The organism is Streptomyces sp. NPDC002577 (assembly GCF_053594815.1).
This window is the reverse complement of sequence record NZ_JBSFWK010000003.1, coordinates 100,453-120,514: the sequence shown is the minus strand read 5'-3', so window position 1 is coordinate 120,514 and position 20,062 is coordinate 100,453. Positions and strand designations below refer to the sequence as shown.

Annotated in this window: 22 protein-coding genes and 1 pseudogene; 13 read left to right on the top strand and 10 right to left on the bottom strand. The window is 71.2% G+C overall.

Going from position 1 to position 20,062, the window contains the following annotated elements; genetic code table 11:
* The first annotated feature begins 175 nt into the window (after nt 1-175).
* The 6 genes from ACWD4J_RS06210 (at nt 176) to ACWD4J_RS06185 (ending at nt 4,832) form a co-directional block, all read left to right on the top strand.
* Complete coding sequence (locus ACWD4J_RS06210; protein WP_451394125.1) at nt 176-1,069, top strand: DMT family transporter; 894 nt, start codon at nt 176-178, stop codon at nt 1,067-1,069.
* A gap of 38 nt (nt 1,070-1,107) precedes the next feature.
* Nucleotides 1,108-1,629 carry an NUDIX domain-containing protein gene (locus ACWD4J_RS06205; RefSeq protein ID WP_451394361.1) on the top strand — a complete coding sequence of 174 codons (522 nt, stop codon included), beginning with the start codon at nt 1,108-1,110 and terminating at the stop codon, nt 1,627-1,629.
* 50 nt (nt 1,630-1,679) lie between these two features.
* The gene (locus ACWD4J_RS06200; protein ID WP_451394124.1) at nt 1,680-2,072 is read left to right on the top strand and encodes a YidH family protein; all 393 of its coding nucleotides are present in this window, start codon (nt 1,680-1,682) and stop codon (nt 2,070-2,072) included.
* On the top strand, nt 2,069-2,392 hold the full coding sequence (locus ACWD4J_RS06195; protein ID WP_451394123.1) for a DUF202 domain-containing protein: 324 nt from the start codon (nt 2,069-2,071) through the stop codon (nt 2,390-2,392). Before ACWD4J_RS06200 ends, ACWD4J_RS06195 begins: the two co-directional genes overlap by 4 nt.
* A gap of 154 nt (nt 2,393-2,546) precedes the next feature.
* The gene (locus ACWD4J_RS06190) at nt 2,547-3,590 is read left to right on the top strand and encodes a phosphotransferase family protein (protein ID WP_451394122.1); all 1,044 of its coding nucleotides are present in this window, start codon (nt 2,547-2,549) and stop codon (nt 3,588-3,590) included.
* Between the two features lie 9 nt (nt 3,591-3,599).
* Complete coding sequence (locus ACWD4J_RS06185) at nt 3,600-4,832, top strand: acyl-CoA dehydrogenase family protein (RefSeq protein WP_451394121.1); 1,233 nt, start codon at nt 3,600-3,602, stop codon at nt 4,830-4,832.
* A gap of 60 nt (nt 4,833-4,892) precedes the next feature.
* Here the strand turns inward: ACWD4J_RS06185 and ACWD4J_RS06180 are convergent, their stop codons facing one another.
* Together ACWD4J_RS06180 and ACWD4J_RS06175 are read right to left on the bottom strand one after the other, a co-directional pair.
* Nucleotides 4,893-5,486, bottom strand: coding sequence for a TetR/AcrR family transcriptional regulator (locus tag ACWD4J_RS06180; protein WP_451394120.1), 594 nt, complete (start codon nt 5,484-5,486; stop codon nt 4,893-4,895).
* 169 nt (nt 5,487-5,655) lie between these two features.
* Nucleotides 5,656-6,423: an SDR family oxidoreductase gene (locus tag ACWD4J_RS06175; RefSeq protein ID WP_451394119.1), complete on the bottom strand. Its 768-nt coding sequence runs from the start codon at nt 6,421-6,423 to the stop codon at nt 5,656-5,658.
* A gap of 150 nt (nt 6,424-6,573) precedes the next feature.
* Between ACWD4J_RS06175 and ACWD4J_RS06170 the strand changes: the two genes are divergently transcribed.
* Nucleotides 6,574-7,875, top strand: coding sequence for an exo-beta-N-acetylmuramidase NamZ family protein (locus tag ACWD4J_RS06170; RefSeq protein ID WP_451394118.1), 1,302 nt, complete (start codon nt 6,574-6,576; stop codon nt 7,873-7,875).
* Nucleotides 7,876-8,007: 132 nt separating this feature from the next.
* On the opposite strand, the gene ACWD4J_RS06165 is transcribed toward ACWD4J_RS06170, so the two are convergent.
* The gene (locus tag ACWD4J_RS06165) at nt 8,008-10,896 is read right to left on the bottom strand and encodes a penicillin acylase family protein (protein WP_451394117.1); all 2,889 of its coding nucleotides are present in this window, start codon (nt 10,894-10,896) and stop codon (nt 8,008-8,010) included.
* Nucleotides 10,897-11,211: 315 nt separating this feature from the next.
* Between ACWD4J_RS06165 and ACWD4J_RS06160 the strand changes: the two genes are divergently transcribed.
* Complete coding sequence (locus ACWD4J_RS06160; protein ID WP_451394116.1) at nt 11,212-11,814, top strand: hypothetical protein; 603 nt, start codon at nt 11,212-11,214, stop codon at nt 11,812-11,814.
* 84 nt (nt 11,815-11,898) lie between these two features.
* On the opposite strand, the gene ACWD4J_RS06155 is transcribed toward ACWD4J_RS06160, so the two are convergent.
* Nucleotides 11,899-12,441, bottom strand: coding sequence for a hypothetical protein (locus tag ACWD4J_RS06155; RefSeq protein ID WP_451394115.1), 543 nt, complete (start codon nt 12,439-12,441; stop codon nt 11,899-11,901).
* A gap of 87 nt (nt 12,442-12,528) precedes the next feature.
* Here ACWD4J_RS06155 and ACWD4J_RS06150 point away from each other — a divergent pair, with 87 nt between their 5' ends.
* The gene (locus ACWD4J_RS06150) at nt 12,529-13,245 is read left to right on the top strand and encodes a 3-keto-5-aminohexanoate cleavage protein (RefSeq protein ID WP_451394360.1); all 717 of its coding nucleotides are present in this window, start codon (nt 12,529-12,531) and stop codon (nt 13,243-13,245) included.
* A gap of 312 nt (nt 13,246-13,557) precedes the next feature.
* On the opposite strand, the gene soxR is transcribed toward ACWD4J_RS06150, so the two are convergent.
* Nucleotides 13,558-14,088, bottom strand: a complete 531-nt coding sequence (soxR, locus tag ACWD4J_RS06145) for a redox-sensitive transcriptional activator SoxR (protein ID WP_451394114.1) — start codon at nt 14,086-14,088, stop codon at nt 13,558-13,560.
* A 108-nt stretch (nt 14,089-14,196) separates the two neighbouring features.
* On the opposite strand from soxR, the gene ACWD4J_RS06140 reads away from it, so the two are divergent.
* The gene (locus ACWD4J_RS06140) at nt 14,197-14,658 is read left to right on the top strand and encodes a MaoC family dehydratase (protein ID WP_451394113.1); all 462 of its coding nucleotides are present in this window, start codon (nt 14,197-14,199) and stop codon (nt 14,656-14,658) included.
* Between the two features lie 108 nt (nt 14,659-14,766).
* Here ACWD4J_RS06140 and ACWD4J_RS06135 read toward each other — a convergent pair whose 3' ends face one another.
* From ACWD4J_RS06135 to ACWD4J_RS06120, 4 genes and pseudogenes are all read right to left on the bottom strand, one after another.
* The gene (locus ACWD4J_RS06135; RefSeq protein ID WP_451394112.1) at nt 14,767-15,393 is read right to left on the bottom strand and encodes a TetR/AcrR family transcriptional regulator; all 627 of its coding nucleotides are present in this window, start codon (nt 15,391-15,393) and stop codon (nt 14,767-14,769) included.
* A gap of 109 nt (nt 15,394-15,502) precedes the next feature.
* The gene (locus tag ACWD4J_RS06130) at nt 15,503-15,790 is read right to left on the bottom strand and encodes a YiaA/YiaB family inner membrane protein (protein WP_451394111.1); all 288 of its coding nucleotides are present in this window, start codon (nt 15,788-15,790) and stop codon (nt 15,503-15,505) included.
* Nucleotides 15,791-15,877: 87 nt separating this feature from the next.
* Nucleotides 15,878-16,159 carry an acyl-CoA dehydrogenase family protein gene (locus ACWD4J_RS06125; protein ID WP_451394359.1) on the bottom strand — a complete coding sequence of 94 codons (282 nt, stop codon included), beginning with the start codon at nt 16,157-16,159 and terminating at the stop codon, nt 15,878-15,880.
* Nucleotides 16,139-16,291: pseudogene (locus ACWD4J_RS06120) on the bottom strand (acyl-CoA dehydrogenase family protein); the annotation flags it as partial. The gene ACWD4J_RS06125 and the pseudogene ACWD4J_RS06120, both read right to left, overlap by 21 nt.
* Before the next feature lie 53 nt (nt 16,292-16,344).
* Here ACWD4J_RS06120 and ACWD4J_RS06115 point away from each other — a divergent pair.
* The 3 genes from ACWD4J_RS06115 (at nt 16,345) to ACWD4J_RS06105 (ending at nt 18,967) form a co-directional block, all read left to right on the top strand.
* The gene (locus ACWD4J_RS06115; protein WP_451394110.1) at nt 16,345-16,995 is read left to right on the top strand and encodes a TetR/AcrR family transcriptional regulator; all 651 of its coding nucleotides are present in this window, start codon (nt 16,345-16,347) and stop codon (nt 16,993-16,995) included.
* Nucleotides 16,996-17,076: 81 nt separating this feature from the next.
* Nucleotides 17,077-17,796: an ArsR/SmtB family transcription factor gene (locus tag ACWD4J_RS06110; RefSeq protein ID WP_451394109.1), complete on the top strand. Its 720-nt coding sequence runs from the start codon at nt 17,077-17,079 to the stop codon at nt 17,794-17,796.
* 190 nt (nt 17,797-17,986) lie between these two features.
* Nucleotides 17,987-18,967 carry a DMT family transporter gene (locus ACWD4J_RS06105; RefSeq protein ID WP_451394108.1) on the top strand — a complete coding sequence of 327 codons (981 nt, stop codon included), beginning with the start codon at nt 17,987-17,989 and terminating at the stop codon, nt 18,965-18,967.
* Here ACWD4J_RS06105 and ACWD4J_RS06100 read toward each other — a convergent pair.
* Entirely contained in the window at nt 18,964-20,046 is a 1,083-nt protein-coding gene (locus ACWD4J_RS06100) for a Zn-dependent alcohol dehydrogenase (protein ID WP_451394107.1), read from the bottom strand. The two genes, ACWD4J_RS06105 and ACWD4J_RS06100, sit on opposite strands and share 4 nt — an antisense overlap.
* Nucleotides 20,047-20,062: the final 16 nt, after the last annotated feature.

Below are 20,062 nucleotides of genomic sequence, written 5' to 3'. Positions count from 1 at the left end.
TCCTGGCTCCGGCCGTCTGCTTCCCGGTATCTGCAGGTCCCGGGACTGGAGTGGCCCGAGCAGGGCACTCGACGTGACGGAGCCGACTGCGGGGTGCGGGCAGGGGCGCTATCGTCAGGCTGGTACCCCGGCCGTCGCGCGCCCGTGGCCGGACACAAGTCTTGAGGTGCTCTGCGTGTCGGTTCTGGTTCTCGTTCTCGCCGTGTCCGCTGCCTGCTGCCTGGGCCTTGGATACGTCCTGCAGCAGAACGCGGCGCAGCACGCCCCGCTGAGCGACTTCCTCTCGCCCCGCCTCCTGCTCGACCTGATGCGGATGCCGCGTTGGCTGGCCGGGATCGGGCTCATGGTGTGCGGCATGGCGCTGGGCGCCGTCGCCCTGGGCAACGGCGAGCTGTCCCTCGTCGAGCCGCTGCTGGCGACGAACCTCCTCTTCGCGATGGCCCTGTCCCGCCGGCAGACCAGACAGCCCCTGGGCCGCCAGGGCTGGATGGGGCTCGCGCTGCTCGCGGGTGGCGTGACCGCGTTCATCCTGGCGGGGCAGCCGACGGGCGGTGGCCACGTCGCCGGTCCGCTGCGGCACTGGCTGATCATCGGGCTGGTGCTCGGCGGGGCGCTGGCGCTGACGACGGTCGCGAAGCGGTCGCGGCTCAGTTCGGGGCCGGCGCTGCTGGCGGTGGCGGCCGGTCTTCTGTACGGCGTGCAGGACGCGCTGACCCGGGTGAGCGGGCAGCGGTTCACGGAGGGCGGCTGGCTCGTGCTCTTCACGGGCTGGCAGCCGTACGCGGTGCTGGTGCTGGGTGTCGTGGGGCTCATCATCGTCCAGAGCGCCTTCGAGACGGCATCGCTGCGGATGTCCCTGCCCGCGCTGACAGCCGCGCAGCCGCTGGCCGGCATCATCTGCGGCGTCGGCTTCCTCGGCGACCGGCTGCGTACGGACGCCGGCGCGCTGGCCTGGGAGTCGGCGGGCCTCGCGGCGATCGTCGCCGGCATCGTGCTGCTCGGCATCCATCCGGCCATGCCGCGGGGCGGGGCGCCGGTGGAGCGCGTACCGGACGTACAGCCCAGCTGAGTGACGATCCCTGGAGAAAAGCCCCTGTGAGTGACGCCATGAGTGCCGCGGACGAGCTGCTGGACATCGTCGACGAGGACGACCGGGTCGTGGGGCAGGCTCCGCGCGGCGAGGCGTACGCCCGCGGCCTGCGGCACCGCTGTGTGTTCATCCAGGCCCGGGACGCCGACGGACGGATCTTCGTGCACCGCCGTACACCGACGAAGCTGGTCTTCCCGTCGATGTACGACATGTTCGTCGGCGGGGTCGTGGGCGCGGGCGAGTCGTACGACGCCGCGGCGTTGCGCGAGGCCGAGGAGGAGCTCGGCGTAGCGGGGCTGCCGCGCCCCGTGCCGCTGTTCACGTTCCTCTACGACGGCGGCGCCGGGCAGAGCTGGTGGTCGTCCGTGTACGAGGTCCGCTGCGAGCTGCCGGTCAGCCCGCAGGCCGAGGAGGTCGCCTGGCACGGCTTCCTGTCCGACGCCGAGGTGGAGCGGCGGCTCACCGAGTGGCCCTGGGTACCGGACGGCCTGGCGGCGTACGAGCGGCTGAAGGAGCATCGCGCGGGTCGCGCGGGCTGAACCGCCTGCCTGCGCCCGGCTCCCGGCCCCCTCCCGGTAGGGTCCTGCGCGTGATCGAGTTCGTACGGAACCTCCGGCTCTGGTTCGTGCCCCAGGCCATCCGGGAGGAGGGCCGGACGCCCGACTACCGGTTCTCGCTGGCCAACGAGCGCACGTTCCTGGCCTGGCTGCGCACCGCGCTCGCGCTCATCGGCGGCGGCTTCGCCGTGGACCAGTTCCTGCCGGACCTGCGCTGGGCATGGCGTGTGGGGCTCGCCCTCGCGCTGCTCGCCGCGGGTGTGCTGTGCTCGCTGCGGGCCGTGAACCACTGGGTCCGCTGCGAACGGGCCATGCGGCGCGGCGAGGACCTGCCGGTGTCGCGGTTCCCCGCACTGCTGAGCCTCGCCGTCGCGGTGGTCGCGATCGCGATGGTGGTGGTCGTGCTCGTCGGCTGGGCAGGATGACCGGCCCGGCCGCGGCCGTGGACCGGGACCCGGGCCTGCAGCCGGAGCGTACGAGGCTCGCGTGGCGGCGGACGACGCTGGCCTGCACGGTCGCCGCGGTGCTGGCGGCCCGGACGACCCTGCACGGCGGTCCCACCACGGTCGGCGTGGTGGCGTGCGCTCTCTGCCTGCTCGCCTGGCTGGGGTTCCTGGCCGTGGCCCATCGCCGGATCCGCGCGCTGTCCGGCGCCTCCCCGGCGCCGTTGACGCCCCGGCACGCGGTCGCGGCAGCGGCGTGCACACTGGCCCTGGCGGTGTTCGCAGCGGCCGTCGTCTACTGATGCCGCGGCTCTTACGGGTACTGATTCGGCGGCACTCACCGGAGCGAAACGGATCACGTTCCGCCCCACCCCTGGACTACATACCGACCGGTCGGCATCATTCTGTGGTGTCCTCGGGAACGTATCCCGGCAGCCTCGCACGGAGGAGCGAACGATGAGTTCAGACCACCCGCCAGGCCTCGACCTCGACCGGCTGCGCCAGCGGCTGGACAGGGAGCGGCCCGGCCTGGTGAGCGGTCCGCTGACCGGCCGGCTGATCGAGGGCGGACGGTCGAACCTCACGTACGCGGTCTCGGACGGGGCGGCGAAGTGGGTCGTACGCCGGCCGCCGCTCGGCCATGTGCTGGCCACCGCGCACGACATGAAGCGCGAGCACCGGGTGATCAGCGCGCTGCACCCCACCGCGGTGCCGGTGCCGCGGCCCGTGCTGCTGTGCGAGGACGAGGATGTGGTCGGCGCGCCCTTCTACGTCATGGAGTACGTGGACGGCACCCCGTACCGCACAGCCGAGCAGCTCGCCCCGCTCGGCCCCGACCGGACCCGGGCCGCCGTGCTCGGGCTCGTCGACACCCTCGTCGAGCTGCATGCTGTGGACCCGGCCGAGGTGGGCCTGGCGGACTTCGGGCGGCCCGAGGGCTTCCTGGACCGGCAGCTGCGCCGCTGGGGCAAGCAGCTGGACGCCTCCCGCAACCGCGAGCTGCCCGGCATCGAGGAGCTGCACGCCGCACTCGGCCGCGAGCTGCCCGCCTCCCCCGCCTCGGCGGTCGTCCACGGCGACTATCGGCTGGACAACGTGCTGATCGGCCCCGCGAGTGAGCCGATAAGAGGTGCCGACGAGATCAAGGCGATCCTCGACTGGGAGATGTCCACGCTCGGCGACCCGCTCACCGACCTGGGCCTGCTCGTGATGTACAGCGTCCCGCTCGAGATGCCCGACTCCCCCGTCAGCACCACCGCCACGGCGGCCGGCCACCCGGACCCAGCCGAGCTGATCGAGCGGTACGCCGCGCGCTCGGGGCGCGACGTGTCCGCCGTCTCCTGGTACACGGCCTTCGCGTGGTTCAAGCTCGCCGTGATCCTTGAGGGCATCCACTACCGCTACACGCTGGGCCAGACGGTCGGCGCCGGGTTCGACCGCATCGGCGACCTCGTCCCCGTCTTCATCGAGCACGGCCTGACCACCCTCCAGGAAGGCTGACCCAGAACCATGGACTTCGCATTCGACGCGCGCACGGAAGAGCTGCGCGGCAAGCTGCTGGCCTTCATGGACGAGTTCGTCTACCCGGCCGAGGCGATCGCACACGAGCAGCGCGCGCGGCTCGCCTCGCCGTGGGACACCCCGGCGGTCGTCGAGGACCTCAAGGCCGAGGCCCGCAGGCGCGGCCTGTGGAATCTTTTCTTTGTAGACCAGCACAGCCTGCCGGACGAGGAGTACGGCGCCGGGCTCACCAACCTCCAGTACGCGCCGCTCGCCGAGATCACCGGCCGCTCCCCGCAGCTGGCGCCGACCGCGCTGAACTGTGCGGCCCCCGACACGGGCAACATGGAGGTGCTCGCCCAGTTCGGCGACGAACGGCAGAGGAAGCAGTGGCTCGAGCCGCTGCTCGCGGGCGAGATCCGGTCCGCCTTCGCGATGACCGAGCCCGAGGTGGCCTCCTCCGACGCCACCAACATCACCACGCGTATCGAGCGGGACGGCGACGAGTACGTCATCACCGGCCGCAAGTGGTACATCTCCGGCGCGATGAACCCCGACTGCAAGATCTTCATCGTGATGGGCAAGACCGACCCGGACGGCGCGGACATCCGCCGCCAGCAGTCCATGGTGCTCGTGCCGCGCGACACCCCGGGCCTCGAGGTCCGGCGCGCGATGCAGGTGTACGGGTACGAGGACCACTACCACGGAGGCCACGCGGAGGTCGTGTTCGACCACGCGCGCGTGCCGGTGTCGAACCTCATCGGCGAGGAGGGCGGCGGCTTCGCGATCGCGCAGGCGCGGCTCGGCCCGGGCCGTATCCACCACTGCATGCGGCTGATCGGCATGGCCGAGCGGGCGATCGAGCTGATGTGCAAGCGGGCGGTAGCGCGTACGGCGTTCGGTAAGCCGCTCGCCCAGCAGGGTGTCGTCCAGCAGTGGATCGCGGACGCGCGGGTCACCGTGGAGCAGCTGCGGCTGCTCGTACTGAAGACGGCCTGGCTGATGGACACGGTCGGCAACAAGGGCGCCCACACCGAGATCCAGTCCATCAAGATCGCGACCCCGCGGGCGGTCGTGGACATCATCGACCAGGCGGTGCAGCTGCACGGCGCGGGCGGCGTGAGCCAGGACTTCCCGCTGGCCGAACTCTGGGCTGCCGCACGGACGTTGCGGCTCGCGGACGGGCCGGACGAGGTGCATCAGCGGTCGCTGGCCCGGCGTGAGCTGAAGCGGTATCTCTAGCCGCACATAATTCTGAGCCCCCAGCCGTCCGGCTGGGGGCTCATGAGTGCGTCGGGTATCTCAGGGCCGCAGCGCCCGCAGCAGCAGGTCCGCCAGATGGTCGGCGACCTCCTGCGGGGTGAGCGGGCCGTCCGGCCGGTACCACGTGGACAGGTGGTGCACGGACCCGAAGTGGTAGTCGACCACGAGGTCGGCCGGCGTCGCGGTGGAGAACACCCCGCTCTTCTGGCCCTCTTCGACCAGCGCCCGGAACCGCTCGTGGTAGCGGCGCCGCTCGGCCCTGACCTGCTTGTTCTTCTCGGGGCTGAGGTGATGCATGGAGCGGAAGAAGATCGCCGCGTCGTCGAGGTTGTCGATGGTCGTGACGACGACGTCGGCCGCAGCGTCCCGCAGCCGCTGCTCGACCGGTGCGTCGGTGTCCGCCACGGCGTCGAGGCGCTCCTGTTGGAGGCGGAGCACGCGCGCGTACACCTCGTGCAGCAGGTCCTCCTTGGAGCCGAAGTAGTGGTAGAGCGCACCCTTGGTGACCCCGGCCGCCTCGACGATCTCCTGCACCGACGTACGGTCGTAGCCGCGCTCGGCGAAGAGCCTGGTGGCGGCGGCGAGCAGCCGCTGGGGGACGGGCGTGCCGTCTCCGTCCGTCGTCCTGGGCACTGTCCGCCACCTGCCTTTCCGTGTCGTCACGTGTCGTCACGCCCGGTGCGTCACGCGTCCTGTGGCCGGGAACACACGTCCCCCGAGAGGATCTTCCCACTCACCGTCTCCGGCGTGTCGGGCAGGACCCGCCGCGCGCGGGGCCGACCGGCCCCTCCCGGACGGACGGTCACTGCCCGGTCGCCTCCCATTTCTGCTGGATGTGGTTCATGCCCGCCAGCCAGCGGTCGGGTTCGGCGGCCCGCACCTGGTAGTACTCGGCGACATCGGGGTGCGGCAGGATCAGGAAACGGTCCTCGGCCATGCCGGCGAAGAGCGCGTCCGCGACGTCCTCGGGCTCGATCGCCGTCGGCGCCAGCACGAGTTCACCGGCCGAGCCGGATGCGGTGAGCATGTCGGTGCGTACGCCCTGCGGACAGATCGCGTGGACCTTGATGCCGCGGTGACGGTAGGTGAGCGAGAGCCACTCGGCGAAGGCGTACGCGCCGTGCTTGGTGACGCTGTAGGGCGCGGCGCCGATCATGGTGAGCAGTCCGGCGGCGGAGACGGTGGAGACGAAGCGGCCGCTGCCGCGCTCCAGCCACTCGGGGAGCAGCTCGCGGGCGGCACGGACATGAGCCATGACGTTGACGTCCCAGGCGGCGGCCCATACCTCGTCCTCGGCGCTCTCCGTACCGCCGGATGCGAGCCCGGCGTTGGCGCAGTAGACGTCGACGGTGCCGCCCAGCGCGTCCCGCGCCTCGGCCACGACCGTGGAGGCGTCGCCCGGCAGCGCGATGCCCCCGAACTCGTCGGCCACGGCTCTCGCTTTCCCGGGATCCAGGTCGTTGACCACGACGCGTGCCCCGGACGCGGCGAACCTGCGTGCCAGCGCCGCCCCGATGCCGCCTCCGGCCCCGGTGACGACGACTCCCGTCCCCTGCAGGGTGTCCACCATCGGTCTCCCTCGACTCGACTGCACGTACAGACTAAGCAGTCGGTCAGGAGAAGGGGAAGGGGCAACGCCCGGTTCCCGCCGAGCGGCACGCGCGCTAGCGTGCGAGGCCATGCGATCTTCCGCGATCGACCAGAACACGGAGGTAGCACCATGAACCTGCCCGGACGCAACCTGTCCGGACGCACCCTGTCCAGACGCAATCTGCTCGCCGCCGGCTCGGCCATGGGAGCGGCGGCGGTCGCGGGACCGGTGTCCGCCGGACCGGCGGTCGCGGCGGAGGGCGGCCGCCGGCTGCGCACCGGCTTCGAACGGCTGGCCGCGGACGGTTACGCACTGCTCGACGGACAGCGCGTCGGCATCGTGACCAACCCGACCGGGGTCACCCGGGGCGGCGCCGGGAGCGGCGGCGTACGCCACATCGTCGATGTGATGCACGAGGACGAACGCGTCGGCCTGGCAGCCGTCTTCGGGCCCGAACACGGATTCCGCGGCACTGCGCAGGCAGGCGGCTCGGAGGGCCGGTACGACGACCCGGCGACCGGGCTCCCGGTGTACGACACGTATCTGAAGAGCGGTCAGCCGCTGGCCGACGTCTTCACCGCGTCCGGTGTGGACACGGTCGTCTTCGACATCCAGGACGTGGGCGCGCGCTTCTACACCTACATCTGGACCCTCTACGACTGCATGGAGGCCGCGCAGCTCGCGGGCAAGCGGTTCGTGGTCCTGGACCGTCCGAACCCGGTGACGGGCCGCAGCGCCGAAGGGCCGGTTCTGCACAGGGAGTTCGCGACGTTCGTCGGGCGGCAGCCGATCTCGCAGGCGCACGGGATGACCGTCACGGAGCTCGCGCGCCTGTTCAACGGCGAGTTCCTGGCGAGTCCGGTACCGCTGGAGACCGTACTGATGACCGGCTGGAAGCGCACGGAGTTCTACGACACCTCGGGGCTGCCCTGGGTCCCGCCGAGCCCCAACATGCCGACGCCCGACACCGCGCTCGTCTACTCGGGGACCTGCCTCTTCGAGGGCACGAACCTCTCCGAAGGACGGGGCACCACCCGCCCCTTCGAACTGCTCGGCGCCGAGGGCGTCGACCGCCGCTGGGCCGAGGCCGCGAACGCCCTCGAACTGCCGGGCGTCGACTTCCGCGAGGCGTACTTCGCACCCACCTTCTCCAAGTTCCAGGGCAAGACGGTCGGCGGCGTGCAGATCCATGTGCGGGACCGCGCGGCGTACGACCCGGTGCGTACCGGCATCGCGCTGCTGATCACCGCGAAGCAGGTGTGGAGCGGCTTCGCCTGGCGCTCCGACAACTGGATCGACAAGCTGACGGGCAGTACGCAGGTCCGGTCGATGATCGACGCGGGGGCGAGCGCGGACGAGGTGGTCGCGGCCTGGCAGGGCGAGCTGGAGGCGTTCCGCCGGGTGCGTGAGGAGTATCTGCTCTACCGCTGACCTGCGTCGACGCCCCGCTGAGCATGAGCATGAGCATGAGCGTCTCAAAGCCCGAGACCGGTGAGCCCATCGGTGCAGGAGAACGGGCGGCGGGTCGCCGATCGGGGACCCGCCGCCCTGCCGTCGTGCGCATCACCTGTGCGAGGGGAACTCCACGACCTGCTGGTACGTCGGCCGGTTCTGCCACTGGATCGCCCGGTGCTTGATGCCGCCGAGAGGCCGGTGGATGATCGCGTCCGAGCACCACTGGTCGCCCGCGTCGCAGGTGTCGTCGCCGGGATAGACCTCGGTGGCGGGCTCGGCGGCGGCCTGCGCGAGCGTGTCGGCCAGGACGTCCCGGCACGCGTCGAGTGAGCCGTCGCCGCAGTACGCGCGGCCGAGCGCCCCCTCCACGGGCTCCCCGAGGACCTTCCGCAGGTCCTTGTCGACGTTGCCCCACCAGCCGTACTGGAAGGAGGAGCCCGCGTGCCCGCCCGTGGGACCGTGGCCGGCCGACGGCGACTCGTCGACGGTGAGCTGCGCGGTCAGCGCGTCCCACAGGTCGTCGCCCAGCCCCGGCTTGAACTCGGCCTCCACCAGCAGCGGCCACCAGGCGTCCATGATCCTGACCGCGTCGGTGTGGGCGTACGTGTGCGAGCCCGCCGAGGTCTCCTTGCGCTGCGCTCCCGCGGCCTGCCAGGACTCCAGTTGCTGCACCGCCTTGGCCAGCGCGGGATCGCTGACCGGCTGGGAACGCAGCACCTTCAGCAGCTCGGGCAGCACCTGTTCGCCCCGCAGATCGGTGACCGCCGCGTCGGCCATCGCCCGGGTGAGCGAGGCCCGGGTGACGCCGCCCTTCTCGACGAGCTTCTGCACACGTCCGTCGAGGAGATCGCCGCGCTGTACGGCGCCCAGGCTGAAGTTGGCGGAGCTGTAGTCCTTGGCCTGCTTGTTGTTCCAGGAGATGTAGTAGTCCTGGTCGATGGAGCCCGGGTGCTGGTCGGGCGGCGTGTACGCGGCGGTGTTGTCCACCGGGTCGAAGTCCCGCCATTCGTACGCCTTCTCGGCCTTCACCGGGAACGACGGATCGACGTTCGCCGCGCGCACCGGGTTCGCGCCGCTGTTGTAGTACGCGATGTCACGCGAGTCGGCGTAGAACCAGTTGAAGGCGTAGCTGATGTGCTGCACCGCCTGCTGGAAGGTCTTGGCGTCCGTCACGAAGGACGGGTCGTTCAGCATCTGGAAGCCGATGATGGAGTCGGCTTCGTGGCGGTAGGTGGAGCGCAGCGAGGTGTAGGCGACGGGCTTGCCGTCCACCGTGGCGCGGTGCGTGACGATGCCGTAGTTCGTACGGAAGACCTGCATCCGGTACGAGCCGGCCGCCGTGGAGTCGGCCACGGTCGGCTTCCAGGAGTTGCGCTTCTCCAGCTTCTCCATGGGGGTGCAGGTGCCGCGGTAGAGGTAGTACGCGGACTGCTTGGTGGGGGTGGAGCCGTCCGGTTCGCAGAGCTCGACGGCGTAGGTGTCGGTGATGTCCTGCAACGCCGAGGTGGCCGACCATGCGTAGTCCTGGCCGCGGCCCAGCTGGACGTACATGCCGACGCCCGCGAACGAGACGCCGTGCGCACTGATGCCGGGTCCCTGGAGCTCTTGCATCATCAGCAGCTGCGGCGCGAAGTAGCCGGTCTGCGGGCCGAAGACGGCCACGGGGTGGCCGCTGGCTGTGTGCTCGCCGGAGACGAGGAGGGCGTTGGACATGCCGTTCCTGCTCGCTCCCCCGGAGAAGAGGCCGGCGGGCAGCACACCGTTGTCGAAGACGCCCTGGAGGGACTTGAGGCGGCCGCTCACCTTCACGGGGGCCTTCACAGGGGCCGTGACGCTCTGGGCGCTCTCGGTGCTCCGGACACCTGTGGCGCTCGTCGCCGCCGAGCCCTCGCGGTCGTACACCAGCTGCTCGGGCTCGACCGATCCGGGGTCGGGCAGGGCCGTGCCGCGCGGGTTGTCGGGCTTGGTGGCGTACGGGAAGCTGCTGCCGTCGTGGATGGTCAGCACCGTCTCCGGGTCGTTGCGCTGCCGGAAGGACTCCCAGACCTTGGTGCCCTCCTCGACGCCGTACTTCTGCTGTGCCGTGAGCAGGGAGAGCGCGGCCTCGACCTCGCCCCCGCCGCCGCCTCCGAAGAGGCCGCCGACGACCGAGGCGAGCGCGATCATGTCGGTGATCTTGAAGGGCTCGATCTCGCCGACGTTGGTGATCGCGTCGATCTTTCCGGTCAGGACGTACTCGCCGGGGAAGTACCGGCCGTTCTTCGCCTGTTCGCGATAGGCGTTGAGACCGTCGATGTAGGCCTGCGCGTCGGCCATGGCCTGTTCGCCGCGCGCCCCTGAGGCGTCACGCAGGTAGTCGACCTGCTTCTGCAGGTCCTCCTCGGTGTACGGCGCCTGCGGCCAGAACTCCTGCTCGAGGCCCTGGTTGGCGAGTGCGCCGCCCGCGAACGAGCTGAGCTCGCCGCGCCCGATGTGCCGGAACAGGTCGATGAGCCACAGCCGGTCCTGCCCGGCGGCATAGCCGGCGCCGAACTCGGTTCCGTAGCGGGTGGTTCCCTTGATGTGCGGGACACCGTACTTCTTGTCGCGGGTGATCGTCACGTCGTCGCGGGGACGGGTGACGGAGGCGACCTGATCGTCGGGGACGCCGAACGAGGCGTCGTTGAAGTACTGGTTGAGGGTGTCGTCGGTGAGAGTGGGGTACCCGGAGGAGAGCGCGTCGTAGGGGCCCAACTGGTCGTCGGCGTGCGCCGGCTGCGTGCCCAGCAGCTGGTTGGCGAGGATCTCGGCGAGCGTGGCACTGCCGTTCGCACCGGGCGGCAGGATGTCGGAGCACTGGCCCTCGCAGTAGTCGGCAGCGACCGCCTCCGCCGCGGACGCTGCCGAAACGGGGGCCAACAGGCCGCCGGTGAAGACGAATACGGCTGTGACGGCCAGTGAGCCCGCGGATCTGCGCAGGCATCTGACGCGGTTGCGATGGGGGATACGCCGTGGCATTCCTGCTCCTCCCGACGATGGTGAGCCGGAGGTTACCGCCGGTACAGCGACGATTGAAGATGAACATGCGTCAAGTTTTCCGAATCGCCACAGGGCCGGATCGCCGACGGCCCGGAGTGCGTACGGCCGGCCTGATGCGACCGGGGGGACCCCTCGTTGACGGTCTCTTGACGGCCTGTCCGGGACCCTCGAAGGCAACTGGTGAATGTCATCCGGATTCGGATGGAGCCGAATCGCGTGTCGATACGTCTATTCGGCGACGTCCGTACGACGACGCCGAATCAGCCGGAGTACATGTGACGGAGGTGCAGAGCGATGGCCGGATTCCGGAGTCTCGCGAGACAGGTGCGTGACCCTCGCAACGACCTGGCACTACGGCGGTACTCCCTGCGCAAGTGCCTTGAGCGGTTCGCCCCTTACGGCCACCGGGCCACCTGGGACCATCTCTGCTCCCGGGCGGGCTTCGGACAGGAGGACCGCTCACCCGATCCGGCGCGGCTGGTGGCCGCGCTCGACGAACTCGAGGAGGCACGGGCCGTCTGGCTCGCCTACGAGGCCCAGTTCGCCGATCGGCGCAGGAGGGAGAAGCACGACGGACTGCGCAGGCCGGGCAGCGTGGACGACTGGCACCGGCTCACCTGGGGCGGCTTCGGCGTCGCGTGGTGCGACGATCCCCGCGTCCATCCCGCCGGGCCGCTGGCCGACACGCTGCGCCGGCTGATAGCGGCCCTGGAGCGTGAGCCGGGAGACGCGTGCCCGGTGTGCTCGGACTCGCGTCTCGCCTGGAAACACGATCTGGCCCATGAGCCGTCGTCGGGTCCGGTCTGCACGGGCTGCGGGATAGTGGTGCCGCGGCCCGTTCTGACGTCCGCGGCCCTGGCGGAGGCGAGACGAGCGCGGATGCTGGTGTCGGTCTGAGCACGACGGGGGTGCGACATCCAGGCCGCACCCCCGTGCGCCACACGGCGGACCGTTTCTCCGAAGTGGCGGACCGTTTCTGCGCTACGGAGTGATCACATCCGTGTGGATGGCGAGCTTGAACTCGGCCAGGAGCAGCGGCGTGGCCACCTTCCTGTCCCCCGCGCCGCGCGCCGAGACCTTCAGCCCCAGCGGCGTGCCCTTGTGGACGAATATCTGCCACATGTAGGTGCGGTACTGGCCGCCCCGGGTGGCGGCACCGTCGTTCGTGGCGGTCGAGTCGTAGCCCGTCGACGCGCCGAGCGGATCGCGCACGAACCGCGCCCGGTACTCGGTGGGCCCGGCGGCCGCGTCCCAGAAGACCATCGCGGACAGCACGCCCCAGCCATCGTGGCTGGGCCATATCAGTCCGGAGCTGGGGTCGGGGAACGCGGACTTCTTGTCGCCCTTCTTGTCGCCCTTCTTGTCGCCGTCGTTGCTCGGGTCGTGCATCTTCCACGGGTCGTACGACTCGGCGTCCGTCGCGTAGGGGAAGCGCACCAGGTGGTAGCCGTCGCTGTCGTACGAGATCTTCTGCTGGCCACTGCGTTCTGCTTCCCACTTGAGTGAGCAGATGGCGAGGCTCATGGGTGACTCCTCCTCGGTGCCCGGTCCTCGGTGTCGGTGGGGACCGGGTTGTCAGTGGCGGCTGGCACCATCGGTGGCATGGACTTCGTGCTCCAGGTGTGTCTCAACGGCCCGCGCGGTGCGGGCGATGGTGCGGCCGTGCCGGTTTCTCCGGGGGCGATGGCCGAGTCCGCGGCGGAGGCCGTCGCGGTCGGCGCCCAGGATGTACACGTACATCCCAAGTCCCCCTGTGGTCAGGACACTCTGTCGCCGCGCGCGGTTGCGGCGACGCTGGAAGCGATACGTTCCGCCGTCCGCGTCCCGGTCGGCGTGACGACGGGCGCGTGGGCCGAGCCGGACCCTCGGGCACGGGCCGCGCGCATCCGCGAGTGGACGGTGCTGCCCGACCACGCCTCGGTCAACTGGCATGAGCCGGACGCCGAGGAGGTCGCGGCGGCCCTTCTGGAGCGGGGTGTGGGTGTGGAGGCCGGGCTGTGGTCGGGCACGGACGGCCCGGCGCGGTTCGTCGCGTCGCCCCTCGCGCCGCGGGTCCTGCGAGTCCTGGCCGAGGTCGTGGATCCGGATGCGGAGACCGCCGAGGACACCGCCCGGAAACTGCTCGACGCGATCGGCACGGCCCACGGCCGCCCGGTGCTGCTGCACGGTGAAGAGGGCGGCGCCTGGCCGGTGTTGCGGCTGGCCCGGCGGCTGGGGCTGGCCACCCGGATCGGCCTGGAGGACACGCTGGTCCTGCCGGACGGGCAGCGGGCCGGGTCCAACGCCGCGTTGGTCGCCGCGGCGCTGGGGGTGGAGGCGGGGCCGTGACAGCGAGTGGGTTCGGCCGGCGGCCCTCATCGACGGTCCCGGACGTGCCAGACGTAAATCGCTGGCTGTACGGATGCGCCGCCGGGACAGTAGGGGCTGCGAAACACGGCTGAGATCCCGGGGCTTGGCAACCGGGGCCATGGGAGGCGAGCCAGGAGTTCGCCAAGTGCTCCGCCCTGCCGCACAGGGGACGGCAGGGCGGGTTCTCGGGGGACGGGGGGTGGCGCGCGGAGGGGGCGCGCCACCCCCCCGACGCCGTCCTTGCCGCCCGCGGACGCACTCACCCCCGGCCTGGCCTTCGTGCCCTTCGTGTCATCGGCAGGTGGCTTCAGCGTCTTCGGACTCCGGCTCACCAGAACCCGGAGTCCCGCCCTGCTTCCCGGTACGGCCGCGTTCGGGAAGCAGGCGTGAGCCGGTCAGCCGCTCGCCGAAGACGTCGTCCGGGTTGGAGAGCACACACGTCTCCAGGGACAGGCAGCCGCAGCCGATGCAGTCGGTCAGGTGGTCGCGCAGGCGGCCGAGCTGCCTGATGCGCTCGTCGAGTACGGACCGCCAGGCCTCGGACAGGCGGGCCCAGTCCTCGCGGTTGGGCGTGCGCTCCTCGGGAAGTTCGGCGAGCGCCTCGCGGATCGTCGCGAGCGGGATGCCGACCCGCTGGGCGGCGCGGACGAACGCGACGCGGCGCAGCGCGTCGCGCTGGTAGCGGCGCTGGTTGCCCGCAGTGCGGCGACTGCTGATCAGGCCCTTGGACTCGTAGAAGTGCAGCGCCGAGACAGCGGCGCCGCTACGGGCCGACAGCTGGCCGACCGTGAGCTCGTGGATCTTCTCCGGAATCTGCGGCACCTTTCGAACCCTACCGGGCCCCGCTCCCCCCTCCTCGTTGACATATGCACCTATCCCAACCATGCTGAGCAAGCGCTTAGAAATCGATGCCCGGGAGGGTCAGGGACAATGGCAGAGCCGAGGATCTTCACGTCCGCCGACGAGCTGACGGCAGCTGTGGGCGAGCAGCTTGGCCACAGCGACTGGCTGGAGGTCGACCAGAAGCGGATCGACCTGTTCGCGGAGGCCACGGGCGACCACCAGTGGATCCATGTCGATCCCGAGAAGGCCGCCGCCGGCCCCTTCGGCACGACCATCGCCCACGGCTACCTCACCCTGTCGCTGCTGCCTGCGCTGGTCCCGCAGGTCATCCAGGTCGAGGGGATGAAGATGGGCATCAACTACGGCACGAACAAGGTGCGCTTCCCCGCCCCCGTGCCGGTCGGCTCGCGACTGCGCGCCACGGCCGTTCTCACGGAGGTCACCGAGGCGGGCGGCGGCGTGCAGGTGACCACGGCCGTCACCGTCGAGCGCGAGGGCGGCGACAAGCCGGTGTGCGTGGCGGAGTCGGTGTCTCGCTACTACTTCTGAAGCGCTATTCCTGAAGCGCTACTTCTGCACCACTTCTGAAGCGCTGCTTCTGAGCCGCGTCACACACACCGGGGAGCCGGGGGCACCGGCCACCGCCCCCGGCGGGGCTCACCGCTTCGCCCCCACCATCCGCAGTACGAGATCGGCGTAAAGCGCGCCGACCTCGTCGGGCGTCTGCCGCCCCGCCGCGTTGAACCAGCGTGCGACATCGATGCAGAGCGACAGCACCGCAACGGTGGTGCCCCGCACATCGGGCACGTCGAACTCCCCCGCCTGCACACCGTCGTTGATGATCGCGCGCACCACCTCGTCCGTCCTGCGGCGCAGGGCGACGATCTCCGCGCGCGCGTCGGGGCCGAGCGCGTCCAGTTCGTACTGGACCACACGCGCGGTGGTGTGCTGCGAGGCGTGCCAGCGGACGAAGGACCGCACGGCGTCGGAGAGCCGCTCCGCGGCGGTGGCCTCGTTGGCGGACGCCGTCTGCAGGATTTCCAGTGCCTTCTCGTGGCCGATCCTGCTGATGCGGTGCAGCAGCTCTTCCTTGGTCTTGTAGTGGATGTAGAGCGCGGCCGGGCTCATGCCGGCGCGGCCTGCGATGTCGCGGGTCGTCGTCGCGTGGTAGCCGCGCTCGGCGAACGCCTCGACGGCGGCGACGAGCAGCCGCCGGGCCGCATCCGGGGTGACCTCACCCCACGGCTCGTTCTCGGCCTCGTCCGTCTGCGCCGCCGCACCCATCGCTCGCCCCTTCCACCTGTCGCCTGCCACCATCCTCGACGAAAAGGGCCCTGCGGACCGCGTCCGAAGTGGCAGGACGCCCCACGATACCGGAATGCTGAGCGGGCGCTTAGAGCTTCTCGAAGGGGTCGTGCTCGGCGAGGAGCTTCTCGAGCCGGGCCTGGTCGACCCGGCTCACCAGCTGTCCGGCCTCCTGCCGGTCCCGGATCACCTTGGCCAGCGTGAACGCCGACGTGACCAGATAGAGGACGGCGATACCCAGGAAGCCGCGCACCCAAGCGTCGGCGTGCAGATTGAAGATCCCCACGGCCGTCGCCGCCAGGGCGACGGCGAAGGAGGCGACTGCCTGACCGTAGAACGCCGCGGTGCTCTGCTGCTTGACGGGTGTCTCACTCATGCGGTCAGGGTCGCGTCCCCCGGCCGGGGCCACATCCGCGCGGATACTCAGCCGCGTACTCACATGACAGGCGTACGCACCTGACGGTCAGAAAGCCGACACACCCGTCAGCGCGCGGCCGATCACCAGCTTCTGTATCCGGCTCGTGCCCTCGTAGAGCGTCATGACGCGCGCGTCGCGCAGCAGCTTCCCGACCGGGTACTCGTCGATGTAGCCATAGCCGCCGAAGACCTGGAGGGCGTTGTTGGCGGCGCGTACCGCGGCCTCCGAGGCGAACAGCTTGGCCTTGGAGGACTCGGTGGCGAAGGGCTGCCCGCGGTCGATCCCCACGGTGGTCTTCGCGACCAGGCCGAGCGAGACGGAGACGATGCCGCGCACCGAGGAGTCGCCGCGGCCGAGCTCCTCCGTCACCAGGCAGTACGCGAGGTGGTCGCCGCCGGAGCCGCCGTACTCCTCGTCGACGGTCAGGCCCAGGAAGCCGACCTCGCCGAGCGGTCGGATCCCACTTTAACTATCACTGCTAGTTTCTGTTCGGCAGCCCTACTATGTGCCGCATGGCCCGACCGCGCAAGCCCCTGCTGAGCACCGACCGCATCGTCGAGACGGCGCGTGCCCTGGTGGACGCCGAGGGCCTCGCGGCCGTGTCGACACGGCGCCTCGCCGCCGAGCTCGGGGTGAGCGGACCGTCGCTCTACAACCACTTCCGCACGAAGGACGAGATCCTCGAGGCGGTCGCCGACTCGGTCGGCGCACAGGTCGACCTGTCGATGTTCGACGACGGCCGGGACTGGCGTACGGCGCTGCACGACTGGGCCGTGTCCTACCGTGCGGCCATCACCGACCACCCGAACATCGTGCCGGTCCTCGCCCGGGGACCCGGCCGCCGCCCGGCGGGGCTGCGCCTCGCGGACGCGGTGTTCGGCGCGATGGTCGCCGCCGGCTGGCCACCGGCGCAGGCGACGTCGATCGGTGCCCTGATGCGGTACTTCGTCATGGGTTCCGCGCTGGGCTCCTTCGCCGGAGGCTTCGTCGGCGACGAGTCGGCGTACGACCCGTCCGACTATCCGCACCTCGGCCAGGCGCATCTGCTCGCCGATCGCCAGCAGAAGATCGACGAGCGCGCCTTCGAGACGGGGCTGCGGGCGCTGCTGGACGGCCTGGCGATCCAGTACGAGCAGCTGGCGTCCGCGACGCCGGCGTCGTGAGCCGCCGGCCGTCACCCACTGCGTCCGAGGGCCGCAGATGCTTCGGTCCGCGCCGAACATTCCCTGCCGCATGCTGGACCCATGACCCCCACAAGACCGTCGAGGGATTCCGCCGCACCGCAGCTCGCGGCGCTCGCCGGGCTGTTCGCCGACGAGACGCGCGCCGCCTGCCTGCTCGCCCTGCTCGACGGGCGGGCGTGGACCGCCGGTGAACTGGCACGCTGCGCGGGCGTGGCGGCGTCCACCGCGAGCGAGCACATCGGGAAGCTGGTCGCCGGCGGGCTGCTCGCCGAGGAGCGGCAGGGCCGGCACCGCTATGTGCGGCTGGCCGACGACCGGGTGGCGCAGCTGGTGGAGGACCTGGCGGCGCATGCCGCACCACGCGTCGAGCGGCCGCGGACACTGCGGCAGTCGAGCGCCGGCTCCGCGATGGCGCGCGGGCGCACCTGCTACGACCATCTCGCGGGGCGCCTCGGCATCGCGATCACGGACGCACTGACCGGGCGCGGCCTGCTGCGCCAGGACGCCGGGTTCGCCCTGACCGACGCGGGGCTGCGCTGGTTCGACGGCCTCGGGGTCCGCCTCGAACGCACGGGCCGCCGCCCGCTGGCCCGCGGCTGCCTGGACTGGACGGAACGCAGGCCGCACCTCGCGGGCGTCGCGGGCGCGGCGCTGTGCCGCCACGCGCTGGACACCGGCTGGTGCGTACGGATCGGCTCGGAGCGGGCGGTGAAGGTCACCGACAGCGGCGCACGAGCACTGACCGATCTGCTGGGCATCGACTCCGCTGCGTTGCAGTGACCGGCACCCGGAATATTGCGGTGACCGCCGAACTGTGCGGCCCCTAGCCTCGAGGCATGACGGACTCCGGCCCGACCGGACGCTCGCCGGAACGCGGCGGCAGCCAGGTGACAGGGGAGCGGAGACCACATCAGCACGGCGTCCGGAAACCGCGAGCCATCGCGCCCTGCCCGTCCCTAGCCTCAGGAGCATGATGTTTTCTCCCCCGACCGCACGGCGCCCTGAACTCCTCGCCGCAGGCGCGGCGACGGTGACCGTGGTGCTGTGGGCCTCCGCCTTCGTGTCGATCCGCAGCGCCGGGGCCGCGTACTCTCCGGGGGCGCTGGCCCTCGGGCGGCTGCTGGCCGGGGCGCTGACGCTGGGCGTCATCTGTCTCGTACGGAGAGAGGGGTGGCCGCCGCGGGCGGCCTGGCCGGGGATCGGCGCCTCGGGACTGCTGTGGTTCGGCCTGTACATGGTGGTACTCAACTGGGGCGAGCAGCTGGTCGACGCGGGTACGGCGGCCCTGCTGGTGAACATCGGCCCGATCCTCGTCGCGGTGCTCGGATGGCGGTTGCTGGGCGACCCGCTGCCGCCGCGCCTGCTCGCGGGGATGGCGGTGTCGTTCGCGGGTGCCGTCGCCGTCGGGCTCTCCATGTCGGGCGACGGCGATTCGTCCGTCCTCGGGGTCGCGCTGTGCGTGCTCGCGGCGATCGGCTATGCGAGCGGCGTCGTGGGCCAGAAGCCCGCTCTGGGAAGCGCCACCGCACTGCAGGTCACGACGTTCGGATGTCTGGTCGGTGCCGTCGTGTGTCTGCCGTTCGCGGGGCAACTGGTGCATGACGCGGCCCGGGCGCCCGCGTCGGCGACTCTCAACATGCTCTATCTGGGTGTGTTCCCGACCGCGCTGGCCTTCACGACTTGGGCGTACGCCCTGGCCCGTACAACCGCGAGCCGGATGGGCGCGACCACGTACGCCGTGCCCGCGCTGGTCGTCCTGATGTCCTGGATCGCGCTCGACGAGGTGCCGGGGCTGCTGACGCTGGGCGGCGGGGTGCTGTGCCTCGCGGGGGTCGCCGTGTCGCGCTCGCGCCCGCGGGTACGGCAGGCCACGGCTCACCCGGCTCCGGGCAAGGCCGCAGCAGCGGCCGAGCCGGCACCGGAACCGGAACCGGAACCGAAGCGGTCCTAGAAGACGACCAGCGCCCGGCCGCCCTTGCCCGCGAGCATGTTGTCGAACGCCGCCGGGATGCCGTCGAGGGCGATGTGCTCGGTCACAAGCGCACCGAGGTCGAGACGCCCGGACCGGACGTGCTCCGCGAGCACAGGCAGGTCGTCGGCCGGGTTGGAGTTGCCGTAGACGCAGCCGGACAGAGTGCGGCCCCAGTGGAAGATCTCCAGGGCGTTGAACGAGACCTGCTGGTCCTTGCCGCCGATGCCGACGACCGTGGTGCGGCCGCCGCGCCGCGTGGACTCCCATGCGGTACGGATCGTCACGGCCCGGCCGACGCACTCCACCGCGACGTCCACGCCCTGCTTGCCGGTGAGCGAGCGGATCTCGCGGGCGGTGTTCTCGGAGGCGACGACGAAGTCCGTGGCGCCCGCCCGGCGAGCCAGCTCCTCCTTCTCCGGCGACACATCCACGGCCACGATCTTCGAGGCACCCGCGATCCGGGCGGCCTGGAGCGTGGCCAGGCCCACCCCGCCGACGCCGAAGACCGCCACGGACTCGCCCTCGCGGACCCGCGCCGAGTGGTGGACGGCCCCGTACCCGGTGAGGACGGCGCAGCCGAGCAGGGCCGCGTCGGTGAGCGGCACTCCGTCCGGCGCGGGCAGCACGCAGCCGGCCGCGACGACGGTCTCCTCGGCGAACGCGGCGACGTTCAGGCCCGGGTAGAGGTCGGCGCCGTCGTGGGCCCTCTTCGCGTGCACGTCTCCCGCGCCGGTCAGCGCGTTGGCGCAGAGCCACACCTCGCCGAGCGAACATGCATGGCAACTGCCGCAGGACGGCGCCCAGTTGAGGACGACGCCGTCGCCGGGAGCGACGTGCGTGACGCCCTCGCCGACGGCGACGACCGTGCCCGCGCCCTCATGGCCGAGCACGGCGGGTACGGGCACCCGCAGGCGGCCGTTGGACAGCGACAGGTCGGAGTGGCAGACCCCGGCGGCGGCGAGGCGCACCCGCACCCGGCCGGGTCCGGGGTCGGGCAGCTCGATCTCGGTGATCTCCAAGGGAGAGCCGATGGCAGGCAGGACGGCGGCGCGGACCATGGTGAGCGGACGCTCC